The sequence below is a fragment of the Geodermatophilus sp. SYSU D00663 genome, assembly GCF_054050655.1.
In genome coordinates this window covers 1-18,456 of record NZ_JBJGZT010000017.1, presented here as the reverse complement: position 1 = coordinate 18,456, position 18,456 = coordinate 1, and the positions used below count along the sequence as shown (strand labels likewise).

Here is an 18,456-nt window from a genome sequence, read left to right as displayed (position 1 = left end):
ACCGCCGGAGGCCCTGGGTTCGGTCATGCGGGGATCGTGCCCGACCCGGGTGCCCGGGGCCCGTCCTGCGGCGGCGCCGTCCCGCCTCCACCATGTGCCGGTGCGCACGGTGGGTGTCGAGGAGGAGCTGCTGGTCGTCGACCCGTCGGGGACGCCGGTGCCGCGCGGCCCCGAGGCGCTGGCGGTGGCCGCCCACCGCGGGGAGGGGGAGACCCCCGAGCAGCACGAGAGCGCGGCGCAGGAGGAGGAGGGCTCCCCGGGGCACCTGGTGCCCGAGCTCAAGCGGCAGCAGGTGGAACTGGGCACCCGGGTGTGCACCGGGCTGGCCGAGGTGGAGCGGGAGCTGCGGTACTGGCGCGGGCGCGCCGACGCCGCCGCCCGCGCCGTCGGGACCCGGGTGGCGGCGCTGGCCACCTCACCGGTCGGCGTCGAGCCGGAGACGACGCCGGGCGAGCGCTACGCGGAGATGACCGACACCTTCGGGCTCATCGCCCGCGACCAGCTCACCTGCGGCTGCCACGTGCACGTGTCGGTGGACGGCGACGAGGAGGGCGTGGCCGTCCTCGACCGGATCCGGGTGTGGCTGCCGGTGCTCACCGCGCTGACCGCCAACTCGCCGTTCTGGCTGGGCGCCGACTCCGGGTACGCCAGCTTCCGGTCCCAGGCGTGGAACCGCTGGCCGTCGTCGGGCCCCAGCGAGCTGTTCGGCGACCCGGCGACCTACCACCGGGTGGTCGCCGACCTGGTCGCGACCCGCACGATCGTCGACGCCGGGATGGTCTACTTCGACGCCCGGCTGTCGCGGACCTGGCCCACCGTCGAGGTGCGCAGCGCCGACGTCGCGCTGCGGGTCGAGGACGCGGTCACCCACGCCGGGCTGGTGCGCGCGCTGGTGGACACCGCCGCCCGCGAGTGGCGCGCGGGCGTCCCCGCCCCTCGGGTGCGCAGCGAGCTGCTGCGGGTGGCCGCCTGGCGGGCCGGGCGCTCGGGCACCACCGCCGACCTGGTGCACCCGCGCACCGGGACGCCGGCGCCGGCCGCCGACGTGGTGGCGGCGCTGCTGGAGCACGTCCGCCCGGCGCTGGAGGCCAGCGGCGACCGGCAGCGGGTCGCCGACGGCGTGGCGGCGGTCCTGGAGCGCGGCACCGGCGCGGACCTGCAGCGCCGCGTGCACGCCGACACCGGCGACCTCACCGCCGTCGTCCGCGCGGCGGTGCAGCTCACGACCGGGAGGTGAGCTGCCGGGCAGGGCGGATATCGTCCCGCCATGTACACCGCGAGCTGGCACGACGTCGTGCGGCGCGACCTGTTCGGGCCGTCCCCCGATCCCCGGGACCGCCCCTACCGGTTCGTCGTGCGGCTGGCGCTGGTGGTCTTCCGGCTGCTGCGGCTGCAGTTCGACGTGCGGGGCTCCGAGCACGTGCCGACGTCGGGCGGCGCGGTGGTCTGCAGCAACCACGTCAGCTTCCTGGACTTCACCTTCCTCGGCCTGGCCGCGCTGCCGCGGCACCGGCTGGTCCGGTTCATGGCCAAGGCCTCGGTGTTCGCGCACTGGTTCGCCGGGCCGTTCATGCGCGCCATGCGGCACATCCCGGTCGACCGCAAGGCCGGCGCGGCCGCGTTCGACGCCGCGGTGCGGGCGCTCAAGGACGGCGAGGTCGTCGGCGTCTTCCCCGAGGCGACGATCAGCCAGAGCTTCACCGTCAAGGACCTCAAGGCCGGCGCCGCCCGGATGGCCCTCGACGCCGGGGTGCCGATCGTCCCGGCCGCGGTGTGGGGCGGGCACCGGGTGGCCACCAAGAAGCACCCGGTGGACCTCACCCGCGGCCGGGCGGTGACCGTGCTGCTCGGCGAGCCGGTCGTCCCCCTGCCCGGCGAGCGGCCCGCGGCGCTGCTGGCCCGCACCCGCGTGGCGATGGAGGCGCTGCTGGACGAGGCGCAGCGCACCTATCCGCAGCAGCCCTCGGGCCCCGAGGACCTGTGGTGGGTGCCGGCGCACCTGGGCGGGACCGCGCCCACGCTGGAGGAGGCCACGGCCCGCGACGCGCAGGACGCCGCCGGGCAGCGGGTGAGGGCGCGGACCTCGCGCCGCGCGCGGCTGGCCCGCCGCCTCCGGCGCCGCGGCTGAGGACCCGCTACTCCACCACCACCGGGGCCATGAGCCGGAACGCCTCCAGTTCGACGTCGTACCACCGGCGCAGCCGGCCCAGCGGTTCCATGCCCAGGCGCCGGCACACCGCCCGCGAGGCCTCGTTGCCGGGCCGGACGACGGCGTAGACCTCCGGCACGCCCGCGCCGAAGGCGTGGTCGACCACCGCCCGCGCGGCCTCGGTGGCGTAGCCGCGGCCCCAGCACTCCGGGTGCAGGTGCCAGCCCACCTCGACCTCCCCGACGCCGCCGGGCAGCGGCTTGAGCAGCACCGTGCCGGCGACCACCGGCTCCGGCCCGCGCACCTCCACCGCCCAGCAGCCGTGCACCGGGTCCGCGCGCCGGATCTCCGCCCACCGGCCCACCAGCTCCACCGGGCCCACCGACGGGGGGCCGCCCAGCCAGCGGGTGACCTCCTCGCGCCGGTAGATGTCGGCGAGCCGGGCCAGGTCGTCGCGGCCGGTGGTCCACGGGCGCAGCCGCAGCCGGTCGGTGAGCAGCTCCCCGTCCGGCACGGTCATCGCGACTGCCTACCCGGCGCGCCCCGCGCTACCCGCGGACCCGGCGCCGGAGCGGCCCGGGCGCGCCGTCATGCTCGGGGCCGTGACGCCCCCGACCGACCTGCTGCTCACCGACGTGACCGTCGGCGACCGTCCCGGCCGTGCCGTGCACGTCGTCGACGGGCGGATCGCCTGGACCGGCGCGGCCGCCGACGCGCCGCGGGCCGGCCGGGTGCTGGCCGGGGAGGGGGCGCTGCTGACCCCGGCGTTCGTGGACGCGCACGTGCACGCCACCGCGACCGGCCTGGCGCTCACCGGTCTCGACCTCCACTCGAGGTCGAGCCTCGCGGAGGCGGTGGCCGCGGTCGCCGAGGCGGTGCGCGGCGCGCCGCCGGGCATCCTGCTGGGCACCGGATGGGACGAGACCGGCTGGCCCGAGGGCCGGGGGCTCACCCGCGCCGACCTGGACGCCGTCGTCGGGGACCGGCCGGCCTACCTGGCCCGCGTCGACGTGCACTCCGCGACCGTCTCCACGGCGCTGCTCGACCTGGTGCCCGGCGTCCGCGGCCTGCCCGGCTTCTCGCCGGACGGGCGGCTGCGGCTGGATGCCCACCACGCCGCCCGGCAGGCCGCCTACGGGGCGGTGACCGCGCCGCAGCGGGCCGCCGCGCAGGCCGCCACGCTCGCCGAGGCGGTGCGTCTGGGCATCGGCAGCCTGCACGAGATGGCCGGGCCCGAGGTGTCCGGCGCCGCGGACCTGCGCGCGCTGCTGGACCTGGCCCGGCAGCGGCCGGCGCCGCGGGTCACCGGCTACTGGGGAGAGCTGGCCGAGCGCGGCGGGCTGGACCTGGTGCGCGAGCTGGGCCTGGCCGGCGCCGGCGGCGACCTGTTCTGCGACGGCGCGTTCGGCTCGCACACCGCCGCGCTGCACGCCCCCTACGCCGACCGGCCGGGCACCGCCGGGGCGCTGCGGTTCGACACCGCCTCCCTGGTCGACCACGTGCGCGCCTGCACCGCCGCCGGGATCCAGGCCGGTTTCCACTGCATCGGCGACGCCGCCGTCGACCAGGTGCTCGACGCGGTCGGGACGGTGGTGGCCGAGCTCGGGCCGGCCGCCGTGCGGGCCTGCCGGCACCGGCTCGAGCACGTGGAGATGGCGAGCCCGGAGGCGGTCGAGCGGATGCGGTCGTGGGGGATGGTGGCCAGCGTCCAGCCCGCCTTCGACGCGGCCTGGGGCGGCCCGGCGGGCATGTACGCCGAGCGGCTGGGCGCCGAGCGCGCGGCCGGGTGCAACCCGTTCGCCGACCTCGCCGACGCCGGTGTCGCCCTGGCGCTGGGCAGTGACGCCCCGGTGACGCCGATGGACCCCTGGGGCGGCGTGCACGCGGCCGTCGACCACCGCACCGCCGGCGCCGGGCTGCGCCCGTTCGACGCCTTCGACGCGGCCACCCACGGCGGCTGGCACGCCGTCCGCGCGGAGACCGCCGCCGGGCCGCTGGCGCCGGGCGCGCCGGCCGACCTTGCGCTGTGGGCCACGGACGCCGGCCTGTCGGCGGTGCTCGACCGCCGGGACCGGCCGGCCTGCCGGCAGCTGCTGGTCGGAGGCCGGCCACTGCGGTCGCTGTAACCACCCGGTCCGGGGGACGGCACACCCGGGGGACCCCGCGCCGGTCGCGTCCCGGAGGACGGGGGGCGGGGTGGGATGCTCGTGGGTGGGCCACGACCGTGGCCCGCACCCGTCCGCCGCGGACGGGTGCAGCCGGACGCCCGGGCGCCGCCCGCGGCAGGACGTCGCGGGGAGGTCGTGGGTGCCGCCAGCAGCCGTGACGGAGGAGCGGGACACCGGCTCCGGTGCGCCCGCGGGGACCGGCCGGCGCCGGACCCGCCGCCTGCCGTGGCGCACCGCGCTCGCCGCCGCCGGCGGCCTGGCGATGCTGCTGGCCTTCCCCGGCTGGTCGCTGCCCCCGCTGGCGGTGCTCGGCCCCGCGGCGCTGGCGCTGGCCGTGCGCGGGCAGCGGGCCCGGTCGGGCGCGTGGCTGGGCCTGGTGTGCGGCCTGGCGTTCTTCGTGCCGCTGCTGTCCTGGACCGGCATCTACGTGGGCGCGTTTCCCTGGCTGGCCCTGGCCGTCTCCCAGGCCCTCTTCCTCGCGCTGCTCGGCGCGGCCGGCGCGGCGGTGTCCGGCCTGCGGCTGTGGCCGCTGTGGACCGCCGCGCTGTGGGTGGCCGACGAGGCGCTGCGCGGCCGCCTCCCGCTCGGCGGCTTCCCCTGGGGCCGGCTGGGGCTGAGCCAGACCGACGGCGCCTTCCTCTCCCTCGCCGCCTACGGCGGGGTGCCGCTGGTGTCCTTCGCCGTCGCGCTCACCGGCACGCTGCTGGCCGCGGCGCTGCTCGCGCTGGCCCGGGTCCGGCGGGCGGCCGGCGGGGGCGCGACCCGCGGGCCGGCGCTGCGCACCGCGGCCGCGCTGGTCGCCGCCGTCCTCGCCGTCCCGCTGCTCGGGGCGCTGGCCTGGACGCCGCTGCCCGGCCCCTCGCTCACCGCGGGCGGCCCCACGAGGACCGTCGCCGTCATCCAGGGCGACGTCCCGGAGGCCGGGCTGGAGTTCAACGCCCGCCGCCGGGCGGTGCTGGACAACCACGTGCAGCAGACGGTGCAGCTGGCCGCCGCGGTCGCGGCCGGGGACCAGGCGCAGCCGGACCTGGTCGTCTGGCCGGAGAACAGCTCCGATATCGACCCCTACCGCAACGCCGACGCCGCCCGGCAGATCAGCCGCGCCGCCGAGGCGATCGGCGCGCCGATCCTGGTGGGCGCGGTCGTCGAGGGGCCGGGCCGGTACCTGAGCAACACCGGCATCGTGTGGGACCCCGAGACCGGGCCCGGCGACACCTACGTCAAGCGGCACCCCGTCCCGCTGGCCGAGTACGTGCCGGCGCGGGGGTTCTTCCGCTTCTTCAGCGACAAGGTCGACCTGGTCCGCCGGGACTTCGCCCACGGCACCGAGGTCGGGGTGCTCGACGTCGGCGGCGCGCCGGTGGGCGACGTCATCTGCTTCGAGGTGGTCTACGACTCCCTGGTCGCCGACACCGTGCGGGCCGGCGCCGGGATGCTCGTCGTCCAGACCAACAACGCCACCTTCGGCTACACCGACGAGAGCGAGCAGCAGCTGGCCGCCAGCCGGCTGCGCGCGGTGGAGTTCGGCCGCACCGTCGTCGTCGCGGCCACCAGCGGCATCTCCGCCGTCGTGGCGCCCGACGGGTCGCTGGCCCGCCGCTCGCAGCTGTTCACCCCCGCGGTGTTCGTCGAGGACCTCGCCCAGCGCGACTCCACCACCGTCGCCGAGCGGCTGGGGGCGGCGCCGGAGTGGGTGCTGACCGCCCTGGGGGCCGGCGCGGTGCTCGCGGTCGCCGCCCCGGCGCTGCGCCGCCGGCAGCGGGCCCGCCGGGCCGCCCGGTGAGCGCGGCGCGGGTCCTCGTCGTGGTCCCCACCTACGACGAGGTGGAGAACCTCGAGCCGGTCCTCGACCGGCTGCACGCCGCCGTCCCCGACGTGCACGCCCTGGTCGTCGACGACGGCTCGCCCGACGGCACCGGTGAGCTGGCCGAGAAGCTGGCCGCGCGGGACGACCGGGTGCACGTGCTGCGCCGCACCGAGAAGGCGGGCCTGGGCCCGGCCTACGTCGCCGGCTTCCGCTGGGGCCGCGAGCGCGGCTACGACGTGCTGGTCGAGATGGACGCCGACGGCTCCCACCACCCCGAGCAGCTGCCGCTGCTGCTGGCCGCCCTCGACGACGCCGACCTCGTGCTGGGCTCCCGCTACGTGCCCGGCGGCAGCGTCGAGGACTGGCCGCGCCGGCGGCTGCTGCTGTCCCGGCTGGGCAACGTCTACACCCGCCGCGCGCTGCGGCTGCCCCTGGCCGACGCCACCGGCGGGTTCCGCGCCGTCCGCGGGGAGCTGGTGGACCGGCTGCCCTTCGACCGCGTGGCCAGCCAGGGCTACTGCTTCCAGGTCGACTGGGCCTGGCGCGCCTGGCGGGAGGGCGCCCGTGTGGTGGAGGTGCCGATCACCTTCAGCGAACGCGAGTTCGGCAGGAGCAAGATGACGCCCTCGATCGTTGGAGAGGCGTTGGCACGGGTCACCCTCTGGGGCCTGCTGGACCGGCTGGCCGACCGCCTGCCGGGCCGGGTCCCACCGCCCGTGCCGGGACGGGTCCGCGAGCGCGGGCGGTCCAGCGAGGTCCGGTAGGCGGACCCGGGCCGCACGCGAGCCGGGCCGGGGAGTGCCGTGGGACACCGGGTACGGGTGCTGGCGGGGCTGTGGGCCCTCGCCGAGGTCGTCGTCTTCGCGCTGGTCGCCGCGTGGATCGGCGTGGGCTGGACGCTGCTGGCCGCGCTGGCCACCACCGTCCTGGGCTGGACCCTGCTGGCCCGGCAGGGGACCCGGGCGCTGGACGAGCTGCGCGCCCGCGCCCGGGAGCACCGCGCGCCGGGCACCGCGGCCACCGACGCCGGGCTGGTCGCCGTCGGCGGCGCGCTGATGGTGCTGCCGGGCTTCCTCGGCGACGTCGTCGGCCTGCTGTGCCTGCTGCCGCCCACCCGGCCGCTGGTGCGCGCCGCCGTGGGCCGCGGGCTGGCCGCCCGGCTGGGCCTGTCCGCGCCGGTGCGGGTGCGCAGCGCCCGGGTGCCCGGCGCGACGGCGGCCCGCCCGCCGGTGCGGATCGTCGAGGGCGAGGTCGTCGAGGGCGAGGTCGTCGAGGGCCCCGTCGTCGAGGGCCCCGTCGTGCTCGACACCCGCCCTCACGCCTGACCGTTCAGTCCCGCCGGAGGGGCCGGAACCGCAGGCAGGTGCGCTCGCCCACCCGCTCGACGCCGATGACCTCCAGCCGGCCGCGGGCGACGCCGTCGAAGGCCCGCAGGCCGCCGCCGAGCAGCACCGGCACGACGTCGACGCGCAGCTCGTCGAACAGGCCGGCGTCGATCAGCTGGCGGTTGAGGTCGGCCCCGCCGACGACGGTGACCGCCTTCTCGCCGGCCAGCTCGCGGGCGGTGTCCACGGCCTCGCGGAGGTCGCCGCAGAAGGTGACCCACAGCCGGTCGTTGCGCCGCGGCGGGGTCGCCGGCGGGTGCGAGGTCAGGACGACGATCGGCACCTGGTACTCGTAGTCGTCGGCGTAGGAGTCGGGGTCGGGCGCGCCGTCGTAGGTGCGCCGGCCCATGAGCACCGCGCCGGTCTCGGCCTGGGACGCCGCCAGGTACTCCTCGCCGGCCGGGGTGCCGAGGTCGGCGTACAGCATGCCGAAGTCCCCCTCGGGGTCGGCGGTGTAGCCGTCCAGGGACGTGGTCATGCCGGCGATCAGGTGCGCCACGGGGTCCTCCTCGGTCGGGTCCTGCGGGGCAGACCGGGGGAGGGGCGGCGACTCATCGGTCCCCGGACGCGGAACGGCCCCGGTGGGGAGTCCCACCGGGGCCGTCGACGGTCCTGGAACGGCCCGCCTCCCGGGGCCCGCCGCGCGCTCGCGAGCGGTGGGGAGGCGGGTCCTTCCTCAGCTGGCGCGGGTCCGCCGGCCGCGCAGCACCTCGAGACGCTCGGCCAGGACCTCCTCGAGGTCCTCGACGGAGCGCCGCTCGAGCAGCATGTCCCAGTGCGTCCGCGGCGGCTTGACCTTCTTGGGCGCCGGCTCGGAGCCGCCGACCAGCTTGGCCGAGGAGCCGTCGAACTTGCACTCCCAGGTGTCGGGCACCTCGGCGTCGTCCGCGAAGGGGACGGTGAACTGGTGACCCGAGGGGCACTTGTACTCGACGTACTGCCGCTCGATCGGCGCGGTGTTCCGCTCGGTCTCGTAGCTCACGCTGCCCAGTCGGCTGCCCCGCAGGGAACGCTCGCCCATGGCACACCGTCCTCTCGTGCTGGTGGTGTCGGTCAGGACTCCTCGTCGCGGCAGGGGGTACCCACTGCGGGAGGGTGTCGAAAGAGACCAACGGCGGATTTCGCGGAGAGATTCCGCTGAGTCGGTTCCCCATCATCGCATGGGGTGGTATTGGGCCACGCGCGACCCCCTCGGCCGGGGGAGAGCGGCCGGCTCAGGGGAGGGCGAGCTGCCCCGGGCCCGCCGCGGTCGGGCCCAGCTGGCCGAGCACGTGGTGCCGCCGGCACAGCACCTGGTAGTGCACCTCCGGGCCGGGCTCCGGGCCCACCCCGGCGCCCTCCGCCTCACCCGGGGCCGGGGTGGGCGCGGTGTCGGCGACGACGACGGTGGCGCCCTCGCGCACCATCTGCCCGTCGACGACCCGGGCGTTGAGCAGCCCGGGCAGCCCGCACCAGCACAGCACCTCGACCTGGATCCGCTGCACGTCGTCGGCGACCTCGAGCAGCCGCTGCGTGCCCGGGAACAGCCGCGCGCGGAAGTCGGTGGTCAGCCCGAAGGCGTAGACGTCGACGTGCGAGGCGTCGACGAGCTCGGCGAGCTGGTCCACCTGCCCGGGGGTGAGGAACTGCGCCTCGTCGACGATCAGGTAGTCCACCCGCCGCCCGTCGGCCCAGTGGCTGCGCACCAGCAGCAGCAGGTCGGTGCCCGGGTCGACCTCGACGGCGTCGCGGCACAGCCCCACCCGGGAGCTGATCCGCGGCCGCGCCGACCGGTCACCCTGGGTGAGCAGCAGCCCCGAGCGGCCCTGCCGGCTCTGGTTGTGGTCGACCTGCAGCGCCAGCGTGGACTTCCCGCAGTCCATCGGCCCGTGGAAGAACCGCAGGTGCGCCGGGGCCGGGGCGCGCCGCCGGTCCCCGGCCGCCGGGACCGACGCCGGCGTGAGGGACGGGTCGCTCACAGCCGCTCCGGCGGGGTGTTGCCCGCGGCCTGCACGGCCCGGCGCATCGGCAGCCGCAGCAGCAGCAGGAACCCGGCGACGAAGAACACCACCAGGCTGATGATCGCGTACCGGTAGGAGCCGGTGAGCTGGTACGTCAGACCGAACGCCAGCGGCCCCAGCCAGCTGGTCCCGCGGTCGCTGATCTCGTAGAAGCTGTAGTACTCCGCCTCCCGGCCGGCCGGGATGAGGTGGCTGAACAGCGACCGGGACAGCGCCTGCGTGCCGCCCTGCACCAGCCCGATCACCGCGGCCAGCGCGTAGAACTGCGCGACCGCGCCCTCCTGCAGCCAGTACGCCGCCACCAGCACCGCCGTCCAGGCGACCAGGCAGCCCAGCACGGTCCGCTTGGCGCCGTAGCGGGCCGCCACCCGGCCCAGGCCCAGCGCCCCGAACACGGCGACCACCTGGACCATGAGGATCGCGCCGGTGAGCACCGACTGGGACAGCCCCAGCTCCTCGCTGGCGTAGGTGGCCGACAGCGAGATCACCGTCTGCACGCCGTCGTTGAACAGCAGGTACGCGCCGAGGAACCACAGCGTGAGCGGGAACGCCCGCATCCCGCGCAGCGTGGCGGCCAGCTGCCGGAAGCCGCTGGTGGCGCCGCCGTGCCCGGCGACCGGCGGCCGGTCGCGCAGCAGCGAGACGGTGACCAGGGTGAACAGCCCCCACCACAGCCCCGCCGTGGCCAGGCAGATGCGCACCGCCTCGCCGCTGGTCAGCCCCAGGGACTCCGCGCCGAGGAACAGCCCCAGGTGCACGGCCAGCAGCAGCGCCCCGCCGACGTACCCGAACGCCCACCCGCGGCTGGACACCGCGTCGCGCTCGTCGGGGCCGGCGAGGTCGGGCAGCCACGAGTAGTAGACGACCGTCGCCGCGCCGAAGGCCACGTTGGCGACGACGAACAGCCCCGCGCCCAGCAGGTAGCGGCCGTCGGCGACGAAGAACAGGCAGGTCGCGGCCAGCGCCCCGAGCAGCGCCAGCCCGCCGAGCAGCTGCCGCTTGCGCCCGGTGCGGTCGGCGACGGCGCCGGTGAGCGGCAGCACGACGACCTGCAGGACCACGGAGAACGACAGCACGTAGGAGAACCAGCTGCCCGGCGGGATGGACAGCCCGAGGAAGGGCAGCCGGCCGTCGGCGCCGGCGGCGTCCTCGGCGACGGTGGTCAGGTACGGGCCCAGGAAGACCGTGGTGACGCTGGTGTTGAACACCGACATCGCCCAGTCGTAGGAGTACCAACCGAAGCGCTCGCGGCGCAGGGCGCGGTCGACGGGCTGCCCGGCGTCGACGTGAGGGGCGGTCACGGGCGCAGGGTGTCAGCCCGGCCCCGTCCGTTCCAGCACCGGGGGGTCACGGGATGTCAGGGGGGACGACGCCGCCGGGGAACGCCGCGGCGCCGTCGGTCGGGCGGGTGGGGTCCGGGTGCAGCGGCCGGCTGGCCGCGCGCAGTGGCACCAGCCCGCGGGTGATCGCCGCGGCGATCCGCGTCCGCGCCCGGTTGGCGTCGCCCACCCGGCCCAGGCGCAGGTCCTCCAGGTACACCGGCGGGCCGACGTGCACCCGCAGCACCGGCCGCTGCACCAGCGAGCGGGCCAGCGTGCGCAGCTTCCCCCAGTCGTTGCCGTACTGCAGCACCTCCTGCGCGCCCCACTGGCTGACCGGGATCACCGGCACCCCGACGCCGAGGGCCAGGCGCGCCATCCCGGTGCGGCCGCGCTCGGGCCACCCGTCGGGCGCCAGCCCCACCCGCCCCTCGGGATAGGCGACGACGTGCCCGCCGTGCACCAGCGCCACCTCGGTGACCCGCACCGCGTGCCGGGCGACCTCGGTGCCGCGCTCCACCCGGATGCCGCCGGCGCGCTCCAGCAGCGGCCCCACGACCGGCGCGGAGATGATCCCGCCGGTGGCCATGATCCGCGGCACCACGCCCAGCCGGTGCAGCGCGACGGCGATCACGAACGGGTCGAAGTCGCCGACGTGGTTGGCCGCCAGCAGCAGCGGCCCGCGGCGCAGCTCCTCGGGGATGCACCCGGTGACCTCCACCCGGCCGAACAGGTCGACCAGCCAGGAGAACCGGCGCAGCAGGAGCAGCCACACGTCCCACGGCGGCGCGGCGGCGATGGCCAGCTCACGGGCGAACCACTCGGGGTCGCCGTCGTGCAGGACCGCCTCCAGGTGGTCGGGCAGCGGCGGCGGGGTCGGCCGCCACTCCCTCACCCCCGTGGCCAGCCGCTCGAGCCACCCGCTCACCGGCCCACCCACTGGCCGCGCGCCTCGAGGATCTCCTTCAGCATGGCCGGGCGGTCGGTCATGATCCCGTCCACGCCGAGCTCGAGCATCGCCGTCGCCTCCTCCGCGGTGTCCACGGTCCACACGTGGACCTGCAGGCCGCGGGCGTGCGCGGCGGCGAGGAACCGCTCGTCGACCAGCGCCCGGCCGCCGAGCTGCAGCGGCACCTGGGCGCAGCCTGCCTGCACGCGCACCAGCCCGGCCGCGCGGGGGGAGTAGGAGGACAGCCGCAGCGCCGCCACGCCCCGCGGACCCAGCGACGTGCACACGCTCGGGCCCAGCAGGCGCCGGGCGGCCGCGACGCGCGCGTCGGAGAACGAGGCCAGGCAGACCCGGTCGAGGACGTCCATCCGGCGCAGCACGCGCACCAGCGGCGCGAGCACGCCGGCGGCCTTGATGTCGAGGTTGAACCGGACGTCGGGCCAGGCGCCGAGCAGCTCCTCCAGCCGCAGGATCGGCTCCCGGTCGCCGATGCGGGCGGCGGCGACCTCCGACCACGGCAGCTGCTCGATCCGGCCGGTGCGGTCGGTGACCCGGTCCAGCGCCGGGTCGTGGAAGACGACGACCACGCCGTCGGCGGTCACCCGCACGTCGGTCTCGATGTACCGGTAGCCCATCTTCACGCAGGCCTCGAAGGCCGGCATGGAGTTCTCCAGGTGCTCGATCGCCCCGCCGCGGTGCGCCATCGCCAACGGCGCCGGCGCGTCGAGGAAGGCGAACCGGGCAGGAGGCACGGGCGACACGCTAACCGGCGGCTCCGACGCGCTCACCAGCCCCTTCTCCCGGCGGGTCGGGCGTGTCCGCCGGGACTGTCGGTGGCGGCGTCTAGCGTGCCCGGCGTGGGCAAGCAGCACGCCGACCGCGTGGTCGGGACGGACGGGACGGCAGGGAAGGCGGACACGACGACGGGACGGCAGGGGAGCGGGGCCGAACGGCGCTGCGGGTGGTGCCGGCGGGTGCTGCCCCAGGGTGGCTCGGTCGGCCGCCCGCGGATGTACTGCGGCCAGGGCTGCCGGCAGCGCGCGTACGAGCAGCGCACGGCGGTCGCCAAGGCCGGCCTCTCCGACGACGTCGTCCTCGTGCGCCGCGCCGAGCTCGACGGGCTGCAGGACCGCCTGTTCCAGCTGCGCTGCGCACTCGAGGACGTCCAGACGCTGCTCGGCGAGCGGCACACCAAGGCCGAGCTCGAGCGGTCCCTGGCCGACCTGGTGCACTCGACGGGCCGGCTCGACAAGCTCTGGGTCTCCGAGCGCGCCGCGGGCTGATCCCGCCGCCCGGGCCGGCCCGTCAGCGGCGGGTCAGTCCGGGTCCTGGGTGTCGTCGTCCTGGTCCTCGGGCGCGTCCTGGTCCGGGTTGCTGTTGTCCGGCAGGTTGTCCTGCGACTCGCCGGACGGGTCGTTGCCGCTGGTGTTCTCGCTGTCGTCGGTGGTGCCGTCGTTCTGGTCCTGCCCGGCCGCGTTGCAGGCGGTGAGCGTCGCGCCGCCTCCGAACAGCGCCAGCGCGGTCATGAGTGCGGCGATCGGGCGTCGGAGTTCCATGTCCTCGACCCTAAGCAGGCACCTGGCCGGGCGCCCGTCGAAGCGCCGACACCACCGGCATAACGTCACAGTGACGGAATGACGGAGGTGTCGGCGGGTGGGGAGAGGGGGGTGCTAGCCGGATCGGGGCCCCGGATCGGCGGTCGACCGGGACCCGGAGGGTCGGCGGGCCGCGTCGGGGACCCGGCGGGACCGGACCGAGGCGAGCGGCCGGCCGGTGGTCGGGTGGTCGGCAGGTGAGCGAGCGGCGTCGGGTGCGGCAGAGTCGCGCCGGGTCGGGACACGTGGACCGAGGGGGACGCCCGGGTGTGGCCGGCGCGGCGTCGTGGGGACCGGCGACCCGACGCGGCGGCACGAGCCACCCGTCGGTGCACGGGACGACCCGTCGTCAGCGGGCAGGCCGGACACCCGGGTCGAGGCCCGGCCGGCCGTCCGGGCAGCCCCTCTCCGGCGCTCCGAACCACCGCCGATAATGCACATTATGTCAACCAACGTGGCGAGGACCCGCTCCCCATGCCCCTGATCAGGTCGCTGGGCTCAGCCGCACCCGCGGGTCGACCGCCGCCGCGGCGACGTCGGCGACCGCGTTCGCCACGATGACCGCGGCGATGACGACCGTGGTGAGCCCGACCAGCAGCGCCCGGTCGTGCGCCTCGATCGCACCCAGGATCGCCGCCCCGACCCCGGGCATGCCGAAGACGCCCTCGACGACGATCAGCCCCACGAACAGCTGACCCAGGTTCGCGGCCACGAACGTCACCACCGGCGTCAGCGCCGGCCGCAGCGCGTGCACGCCGACGACCCGGGACGGCGACAGCCCGCGGCCGCGCGCGGCCTGGACGAACGGCGCCCGCAGGGTGTCCCCGACCTCGGCCCGGGTGATGAGGGCGACGTAGCCGGTCGACAGCGCCGCCAGGGCGAGCACGGGCAGGACGTAGGCCGCCGGCTCCCCCGTGCGCCCGTGGAACGGCGCCCAGCCGAGCTCGGAGACGAAGACGAAGTGCAGCAGGTACGCCGCCACGACGACCGGCGTGCCCACCAGCACCGTGGCCGCCGCGGCGACGCCCGCGCCCGCCCACCGCCCGCTCGTGGCCAGCGCGCCGGCGACGACGCCCACCACGAGCTGGACGACGACCGCGCCGGCGAGCAGGGTCGCACTCACCGGCGCGGTCGCGGCGACGACGTCGAGGACGGCCGGCCCGGGCACCACGGCGTCGCCCCGGAGAGCGGGCAGCCCGCGGCCCCAGTCGCCGGTCAGCAGGTCGCGCAGGTAGAGGCCGTACTGGACCGGCAGGGGCTCGTCGAGGCGGTACTCGCTGCGGATGCGGGCGTAGAGGACGGGGGGCGGCGGCTGGAAGCCGAACAGCGCCCGCACCGGGTCCCCGGGCAGTTGCGTCACGGCGACGAACACCAGGGTCACCGCCGCCCACAGGCTGAGCAGCATCTGCCCGGACCGGCGGGCGGCGAACGCGACCACGGGCGACATCGTGGCAGGACGGTGATCATCCCGGTCGACGCCGCGGCACCCGCTCGGTCAGACTCCGCCGGTGCCGTCCTCGTCCCCCGACCCCCGGGAGGCCCGTCCGGCGGCGGGGCGCTGGAATGCACCGCTGGTCGTCGCCGTCGCCGTGCTGGGGCTGCTCGCCGCGACGGCGCTGGCGCCCGGCGCCTTCACCGACGCCGACCCCCGCTCCTGCGACCTGGCCGACTCCCTGGTCGCGCCGTCCTGGGACCACCCCTTCGGGTTCGACCTGTTCGGCTGCGACCTGCTCGCCAAGACGATGTACGGCGCGCGGACGTCGCTGCTGCTGGCCGTCGCCGTCATCGTGCTCAGCGGCCTGCTCGCCGTCGTGCTGGGGACGCTGGCCGGCGCGGCCGGCGGCTGGGTCGACGGCGTCGTCTCCCGGCTCACCGACGTCTGGTCGGGCATCCCGCTCGTGCTCGGCGGCGTCGTCCTGCTCAGCGCGACCGACCGGCGCGGGGTGTGGCAGGTCGTCGTCGTGCTGACGGTGTTCAGCTGGCCGCCGATGGTGCGCGTCGTACGGGCCGGCACCCGGCAGGTCCTGGCGCTCGAGTACGTCACCGCGGCGCGCGCCCTGGGCACCGGGCCGCTGCGGCTGGTCCTCCGGCACGTGCTGCCCGACGCCGTCCGCCCGCTGCTGGTGTTCGCCAGCGCCTACGCGGGCGTCCTCGTCTCCGCCGAGGCGGTGCTGACCTTCGCCGGCGTCGGGCTGCAGCGGCCCACCGAGTCCTGGGGCATTCTGCTGCAGCAGGGCGGCGAGGCGGCGTCCCGGGCGCCGCACGCCCTCGTCGCGCCGAGCCTCGTGCTCGTCGTCGCGGTGGCCGCCTTCGTCCTCCTCGGCGAGGGCCTGCGCGCGGCCGGCCGGACCGCCCGCGGGCACTGAGCCCGCTCCCCCGGCCCCGTACCGGGCACCGGGTGCGGCCCCGGGGTGCCGCACCGCCCTCCCCCGTTGCCGCGGGAGGCCCGAGGACTCCTATGGCGACAGGACCCCGCCCTGCAACTGTTTTCCGGTCTTCCTGTGAACGACGTTGTTTTGTTGGGGATAACGGACAACGGTGCCTCTCCGCCATCGGCCTCCCGGAGTGCGCCTCGGCCCGGGCCGCGCGAGCGTCCGCCGGCGCCTGCGAGGCCGCGCCGCCGGTGCCCTGCCCGAGCAGGGCACCGGCGGCGGACAGTCTCACCCGGCCACGACCCCGGGGCCGAGAACCCCGACGGCGTGTCGGCCGCCTCCACGAGGGCTCCCCGGTCCGCACATGACGGCCGGCGGTCATGGCCCTCGCGCGGGCACTCCCTCCGTCCCTGTTCCCGGACTCCTTTCCTCGTTGTTGTCTTCTGTTCCGTTCTCCCTTTTCTCGACACACAGTTCGGGATAACGGGTCGACAGCCGTCGGTCACGGTCCGGTGACAGCACCCGGCGGTTCCGTTGACGCCTGCAACAGTCCGCCACTACGTTCCGCGCCGGTGTGCTCCGCGCCACACCGGCGGCCCGACCGGGCCGTCTCCTCCCCGTGCTCGGCGCTGCGCCGGGAAGGGACCGCACGTGACCGCTACCGACGTCCGACCGAGCGAGACGCCCACACCGCCCCGCGGTGGGGGCCTGCGCCGGCTGTGGGACCGCAAGCTCGACCGCTACCCCGACACCGGCCCCCGGTCGCTGTACCTGGGGATCACCGTGCTGGCCACGGTGGTCCTGTACTACGAGCTCTACGTCGGCGGTGCCGTCGCGACGCAGATCATCGCCGAGCTCGGCTACTCGTTCACCGGCTACGTCTTCGTCTCCGTCATCGGCAACCTGGTCGGCGCCTTCGCCTCGCTGTTCGCCGGGCTCGCCGACCGCTGGGGCCGCGCCAACCTCGTCGTCGGCGGCCTGCTGATCACCGGCCTGATCCTGCTGGTGGGCCTGCCGCACGCGCCGGGCAAGACGGCCTTCACCGTGCTGTTCGCGGTGCTCAGCTTCGTCGAGGGCGTCGTGCTGGTGGCCACCCCCGCGCTGATCCGCGACTTCTCCCCGCAGGTCGGCCGCGGGGTCGCCATGGGCTTCTGGACCCTCGGCCCGGTGCTGGGCAGCCTCGTGGTCACCACGGTGTCCAGCAACACCCTCGACGACCACCCCGACTGGCGCTGGCAGTTCTACGTCTGCGGCGTCGCCGGCCTGGTCGTCTTCCTCGTCGCGCTGGTCGGGCTGCGTGAGCTCTCCCCCGCCCTGCGCGACCAGCTCATGGTCAGCATGCGCGACCGCGCGCTGGTCGAGGCCCGGGCCCGCGGCCTGGACACCGAGCAGGCGCTCAAGGGCCACTGGCGGCAGGTGCTGCGCTTCGACGTCGTCGGGTCGGCCTTCGCCATCAGCATCTTCCTGCTGCTCTACTACATCCTCGTCGGCTTCGCGGTCGTCTACTTCGCCACCGTGTTCGGCTACTCCGAGCAGCGCGCCAACGCGCTGGCCAACTGGTACTGGGTGACCAACGCGATCGCGCTGGTGGTCACCGGCGTGCTCACCGACCGGTTCCGGGTGCGCAAGCCGTTCATGGTCGTCGGGACGCTCGTCGGCCTGGTGGGGTCGGTGCTGTTCGCGCTGTCGGCCACGGAGCCGGAGACCGGCTACTACACGATCGCGGTCTACTTCATCCTGTCGGCGGCCGGCGGCGGCATGGCCTACGTCGCCTGGATGGCCTCGTTCACCGAGACCGTCGAGCGGCACAACCCGGCCGCGACGGCGACCGGCCTGGCCATCTGGGGCTGGCTGCTGCGGATCGTGGTGACGGCGTCGCTGGCGGTCTTCACCCTCGTCGTGCCGGCCACCTCGGTGCTGGTCGACCAGGGGTCGCGGGTCACCGAGATCGTCGAGGCGCACCCGCAGGAGGTCGCCGTCCTGTCGGCCGTCCCGCCGGAGGCGTCCGAGGCGCTGGCCGCGGACCCCACCGACGTCGACGCGCTGGCCACCGCCCTCGGCGCCGTGGCCACCCAGCAGGGCGCCGACGCCGACGAGGCCGCCGCGGTCTCCGAGGCGGTGCGGAACCGGGCGCCGCAACTGGCCGCCGCCCAGGCGGTCGACCCGGCCACGCTGGCGGCGCTGCAGGAGAACCCGGCCGACGCCGCGGCCGGTGCGGCCGCCGTCGGGCAGATCGCGCAGGCCCTCGGCGTCGACGCCGGCACCGCCACCCAGCTGCTGGTCGGCCTCGGCGACCCGGCGGTGCAGGCCGACCTCGCGCTCGTGCAGCGCTACGCGACGGTGCTCACCGACGCCAACACCGCGATCCCGGCCGACGACCTCGCCTACCTCGCGGCCCACGGCGACGAGGTCGCCACCGCCGCCGAGGAGAACCCGCACCAGTGGCAGCGCTGGTGGTGGGTGTGCGTCGCCGGGCAGGTGCTCTTCCTGCCGTTCGTCTTCGTGATGGCCGGCCGGTGGAGCCCGCGCCGGGCACGCCAGGACGAGCAGGCGCACGAGGAGATGGTGGCCCGGGAGCTGGCGGCCCTGCAGCGCACGGACGCCTGAGCACTGCCGCACGGCGGGGGGGGGGGGGGGGGGGGGGGCCGGGCGCGCGCGGGCGGCCCCCCCCCCCCCCGTCCCCAGCGGCGGGCCGCCCCCCCCCCCACCCCC

18 protein-coding genes are annotated in these 18,456 nt (G+C 76.4%); 9 read left to right on the top strand and 9 right to left on the bottom strand.

The annotated features are described in order from the left end of the window. The first annotated feature begins 100 nt into the window (after positions 1–100). Both ACI79Z_RS14370 and ACI79Z_RS14365 read left to right on the top strand, forming a co-directional pair. Positions 101–1,237, top strand: a complete 1,137-nt coding sequence (locus ACI79Z_RS14370; protein ID WP_456903000.1) for a carboxylate-amine ligase — start codon at positions 101–103, stop codon at positions 1,235–1,237. Positions 1,238–1,267: 30 nt separating this feature from the next. Then, positions 1,268–2,128 (top strand): lysophospholipid acyltransferase family protein, encoded by an 861-nt coding sequence (locus tag ACI79Z_RS14365; protein ID WP_387988206.1) that lies wholly within the window; start codon positions 1,268–1,270, stop codon positions 2,126–2,128. Positions 2,129–2,135: 7 nt separating this feature from the next. Here ACI79Z_RS14365 and ACI79Z_RS14360 read toward each other — a convergent pair whose 3' ends face one another. Continuing rightward, a complete protein-coding gene (locus ACI79Z_RS14360) occupies positions 2,136–2,669 on the bottom strand; it encodes a GNAT family N-acetyltransferase (RefSeq protein ID WP_387988205.1) in 534 nt (177 codons plus the stop codon). Positions 2,670–2,751: 82 nt separating this feature from the next. Between ACI79Z_RS14360 and ACI79Z_RS14355 the strand changes: the two genes are divergently transcribed. From ACI79Z_RS14355 to ACI79Z_RS14340, 4 genes are all read left to right on the top strand, one after another. Next, a complete protein-coding gene (locus tag ACI79Z_RS14355; protein WP_456902999.1) occupies positions 2,752–4,275 on the top strand; it encodes an amidohydrolase in 1,524 nt (507 codons plus the stop codon). Between the two features lie 181 nt (positions 4,276–4,456). After that, positions 4,457–6,100, top strand: a complete 1,644-nt coding sequence (gene lnt / locus ACI79Z_RS14350) for an apolipoprotein N-acyltransferase (RefSeq protein ID WP_456902998.1) — start codon at positions 4,457–4,459, stop codon at positions 6,098–6,100. Beyond that, positions 6,097–6,888 carry a polyprenol monophosphomannose synthase gene (locus ACI79Z_RS14345; RefSeq protein ID WP_387988202.1) on the top strand — a complete coding sequence of 264 codons (792 nt, stop codon included), beginning with the start codon at positions 6,097–6,099 and terminating at the stop codon, positions 6,886–6,888. The genes lnt and ACI79Z_RS14345 overlap by 4 nt, the downstream gene beginning before the upstream one ends. A gap of 39 nt (positions 6,889–6,927) precedes the next feature. Next, entirely contained in the window at positions 6,928–7,449 is a 522-nt protein-coding gene (locus tag ACI79Z_RS14340; protein ID WP_456902997.1) for an FxsA family protein, read from the top strand. A gap of 4 nt (positions 7,450–7,453) precedes the next feature. On the opposite strand, the gene ACI79Z_RS14335 is transcribed toward ACI79Z_RS14340, so the two are convergent. The 6 genes from ACI79Z_RS14335 to ACI79Z_RS14310 all read right to left on the bottom strand — a co-directional run bounded on the left by ACI79Z_RS14335 (position 7,454) and on the right by ACI79Z_RS14310 (position 12,529). Further along, positions 7,454–8,008 carry a dihydrofolate reductase family protein gene (locus tag ACI79Z_RS14335; RefSeq protein ID WP_387988200.1) on the bottom strand — a complete coding sequence of 185 codons (555 nt, stop codon included), beginning with the start codon at positions 8,006–8,008 and terminating at the stop codon, positions 7,454–7,456. A gap of 177 nt (positions 8,009–8,185) precedes the next feature. Continuing rightward, positions 8,186–8,530 carry an RNA polymerase-binding protein RbpA gene (locus ACI79Z_RS14330; protein WP_387988199.1) on the bottom strand — a complete coding sequence of 115 codons (345 nt, stop codon included), beginning with the start codon at positions 8,528–8,530 and terminating at the stop codon, positions 8,186–8,188. A gap of 193 nt (positions 8,531–8,723) precedes the next feature. Further along, positions 8,724–9,467: a thymidine kinase gene (locus ACI79Z_RS14325; RefSeq protein WP_387988198.1), complete on the bottom strand. Its 744-nt coding sequence runs from the start codon at positions 9,465–9,467 to the stop codon at positions 8,724–8,726. Continuing rightward, on the bottom strand, positions 9,464–10,810 hold the full coding sequence (locus ACI79Z_RS14320; protein WP_456902996.1) for an MFS transporter: 1,347 nt from the start codon (positions 10,808–10,810) through the stop codon (positions 9,464–9,466). The genes ACI79Z_RS14325 and ACI79Z_RS14320 overlap by 4 nt, the downstream gene beginning before the upstream one ends. Before the next feature lie 46 nt (positions 10,811–10,856). Further along, positions 10,857–11,756 carry a lysophospholipid acyltransferase family protein gene (locus tag ACI79Z_RS14315; RefSeq protein WP_456902995.1) on the bottom strand — a complete coding sequence of 300 codons (900 nt, stop codon included), beginning with the start codon at positions 11,754–11,756 and terminating at the stop codon, positions 10,857–10,859. Next, positions 11,753–12,529: a glycerophosphodiester phosphodiesterase gene (locus ACI79Z_RS14310; RefSeq protein WP_456902994.1), complete on the bottom strand. Its 777-nt coding sequence runs from the start codon at positions 12,527–12,529 to the stop codon at positions 11,753–11,755. The genes ACI79Z_RS14315 and ACI79Z_RS14310 overlap by 4 nt, the downstream gene beginning before the upstream one ends. Positions 12,530–12,634: 105 nt before the next feature. Between ACI79Z_RS14310 and ACI79Z_RS14305 the strand changes: the two genes are divergently transcribed. Beyond that, positions 12,635–13,060 (top strand): hypothetical protein, encoded by a 426-nt coding sequence (locus ACI79Z_RS14305; RefSeq protein WP_387988194.1) that lies wholly within the window; start codon positions 12,635–12,637, stop codon positions 13,058–13,060. A gap of 33 nt (positions 13,061–13,093) precedes the next feature. Here ACI79Z_RS14305 and ACI79Z_RS14300 read toward each other — a convergent pair whose 3' ends face one another. Beyond that, positions 13,094–13,333: a hypothetical protein gene (locus tag ACI79Z_RS14300; RefSeq protein WP_387988193.1), complete on the bottom strand. Its 240-nt coding sequence runs from the start codon at positions 13,331–13,333 to the stop codon at positions 13,094–13,096. A gap of 523 nt (positions 13,334–13,856) precedes the next feature. Continuing rightward, on the bottom strand, positions 13,857–14,810 hold the full coding sequence (locus ACI79Z_RS14295) for an ABC transporter permease (RefSeq protein ID WP_456902993.1): 954 nt from the start codon (positions 14,808–14,810) through the stop codon (positions 13,857–13,859). A gap of 70 nt (positions 14,811–14,880) precedes the next feature. On the opposite strand from ACI79Z_RS14295, the gene ACI79Z_RS14290 reads away from it, so the two are divergent. Next, on the top strand, positions 14,881–15,738 hold the full coding sequence (locus tag ACI79Z_RS14290) for an ABC transporter permease (RefSeq protein WP_456902992.1): 858 nt from the start codon (positions 14,881–14,883) through the stop codon (positions 15,736–15,738). Between the two features lie 657 nt (positions 15,739–16,395). Then, positions 16,396–18,351, top strand: a complete 1,956-nt coding sequence (locus tag ACI79Z_RS14285; protein ID WP_456902991.1) for an MFS transporter — start codon at positions 16,396–16,398, stop codon at positions 18,349–18,351. The last annotated feature ends 105 nt before the right edge of the window (positions 18,352–18,456 follow it).

What these genes read in the sequence shown, in the direction of transcription:
- ACI79Z_RS14365 (WP_387988206.1), top strand. Translation starts at nt 1,268, where the DNA reads ATGTACACCGCGAGCTGGCACGACGTCGTGCGGCGCGACCTGTTCGGG.
- ACI79Z_RS14360 (WP_387988205.1), bottom strand. Translation starts at nt 2,669, where the DNA reads ATGACCGTGCCGGACGGGGAGCTGCTCACCGACCGGCTGCGGCTGCGC.
- ACI79Z_RS14330 (WP_387988199.1), bottom strand. Translation starts at nt 8,530, where the DNA reads ATGGGCGAGCGTTCCCTGCGGGGCAGCCGACTGGGCAGCGTGAGCTAC.
- ACI79Z_RS14300 (WP_387988193.1), bottom strand. Translation starts at nt 13,333, where the DNA reads ATGGAACTCCGACGCCCGATCGCCGCACTCATGACCGCGCTGGCGCTG.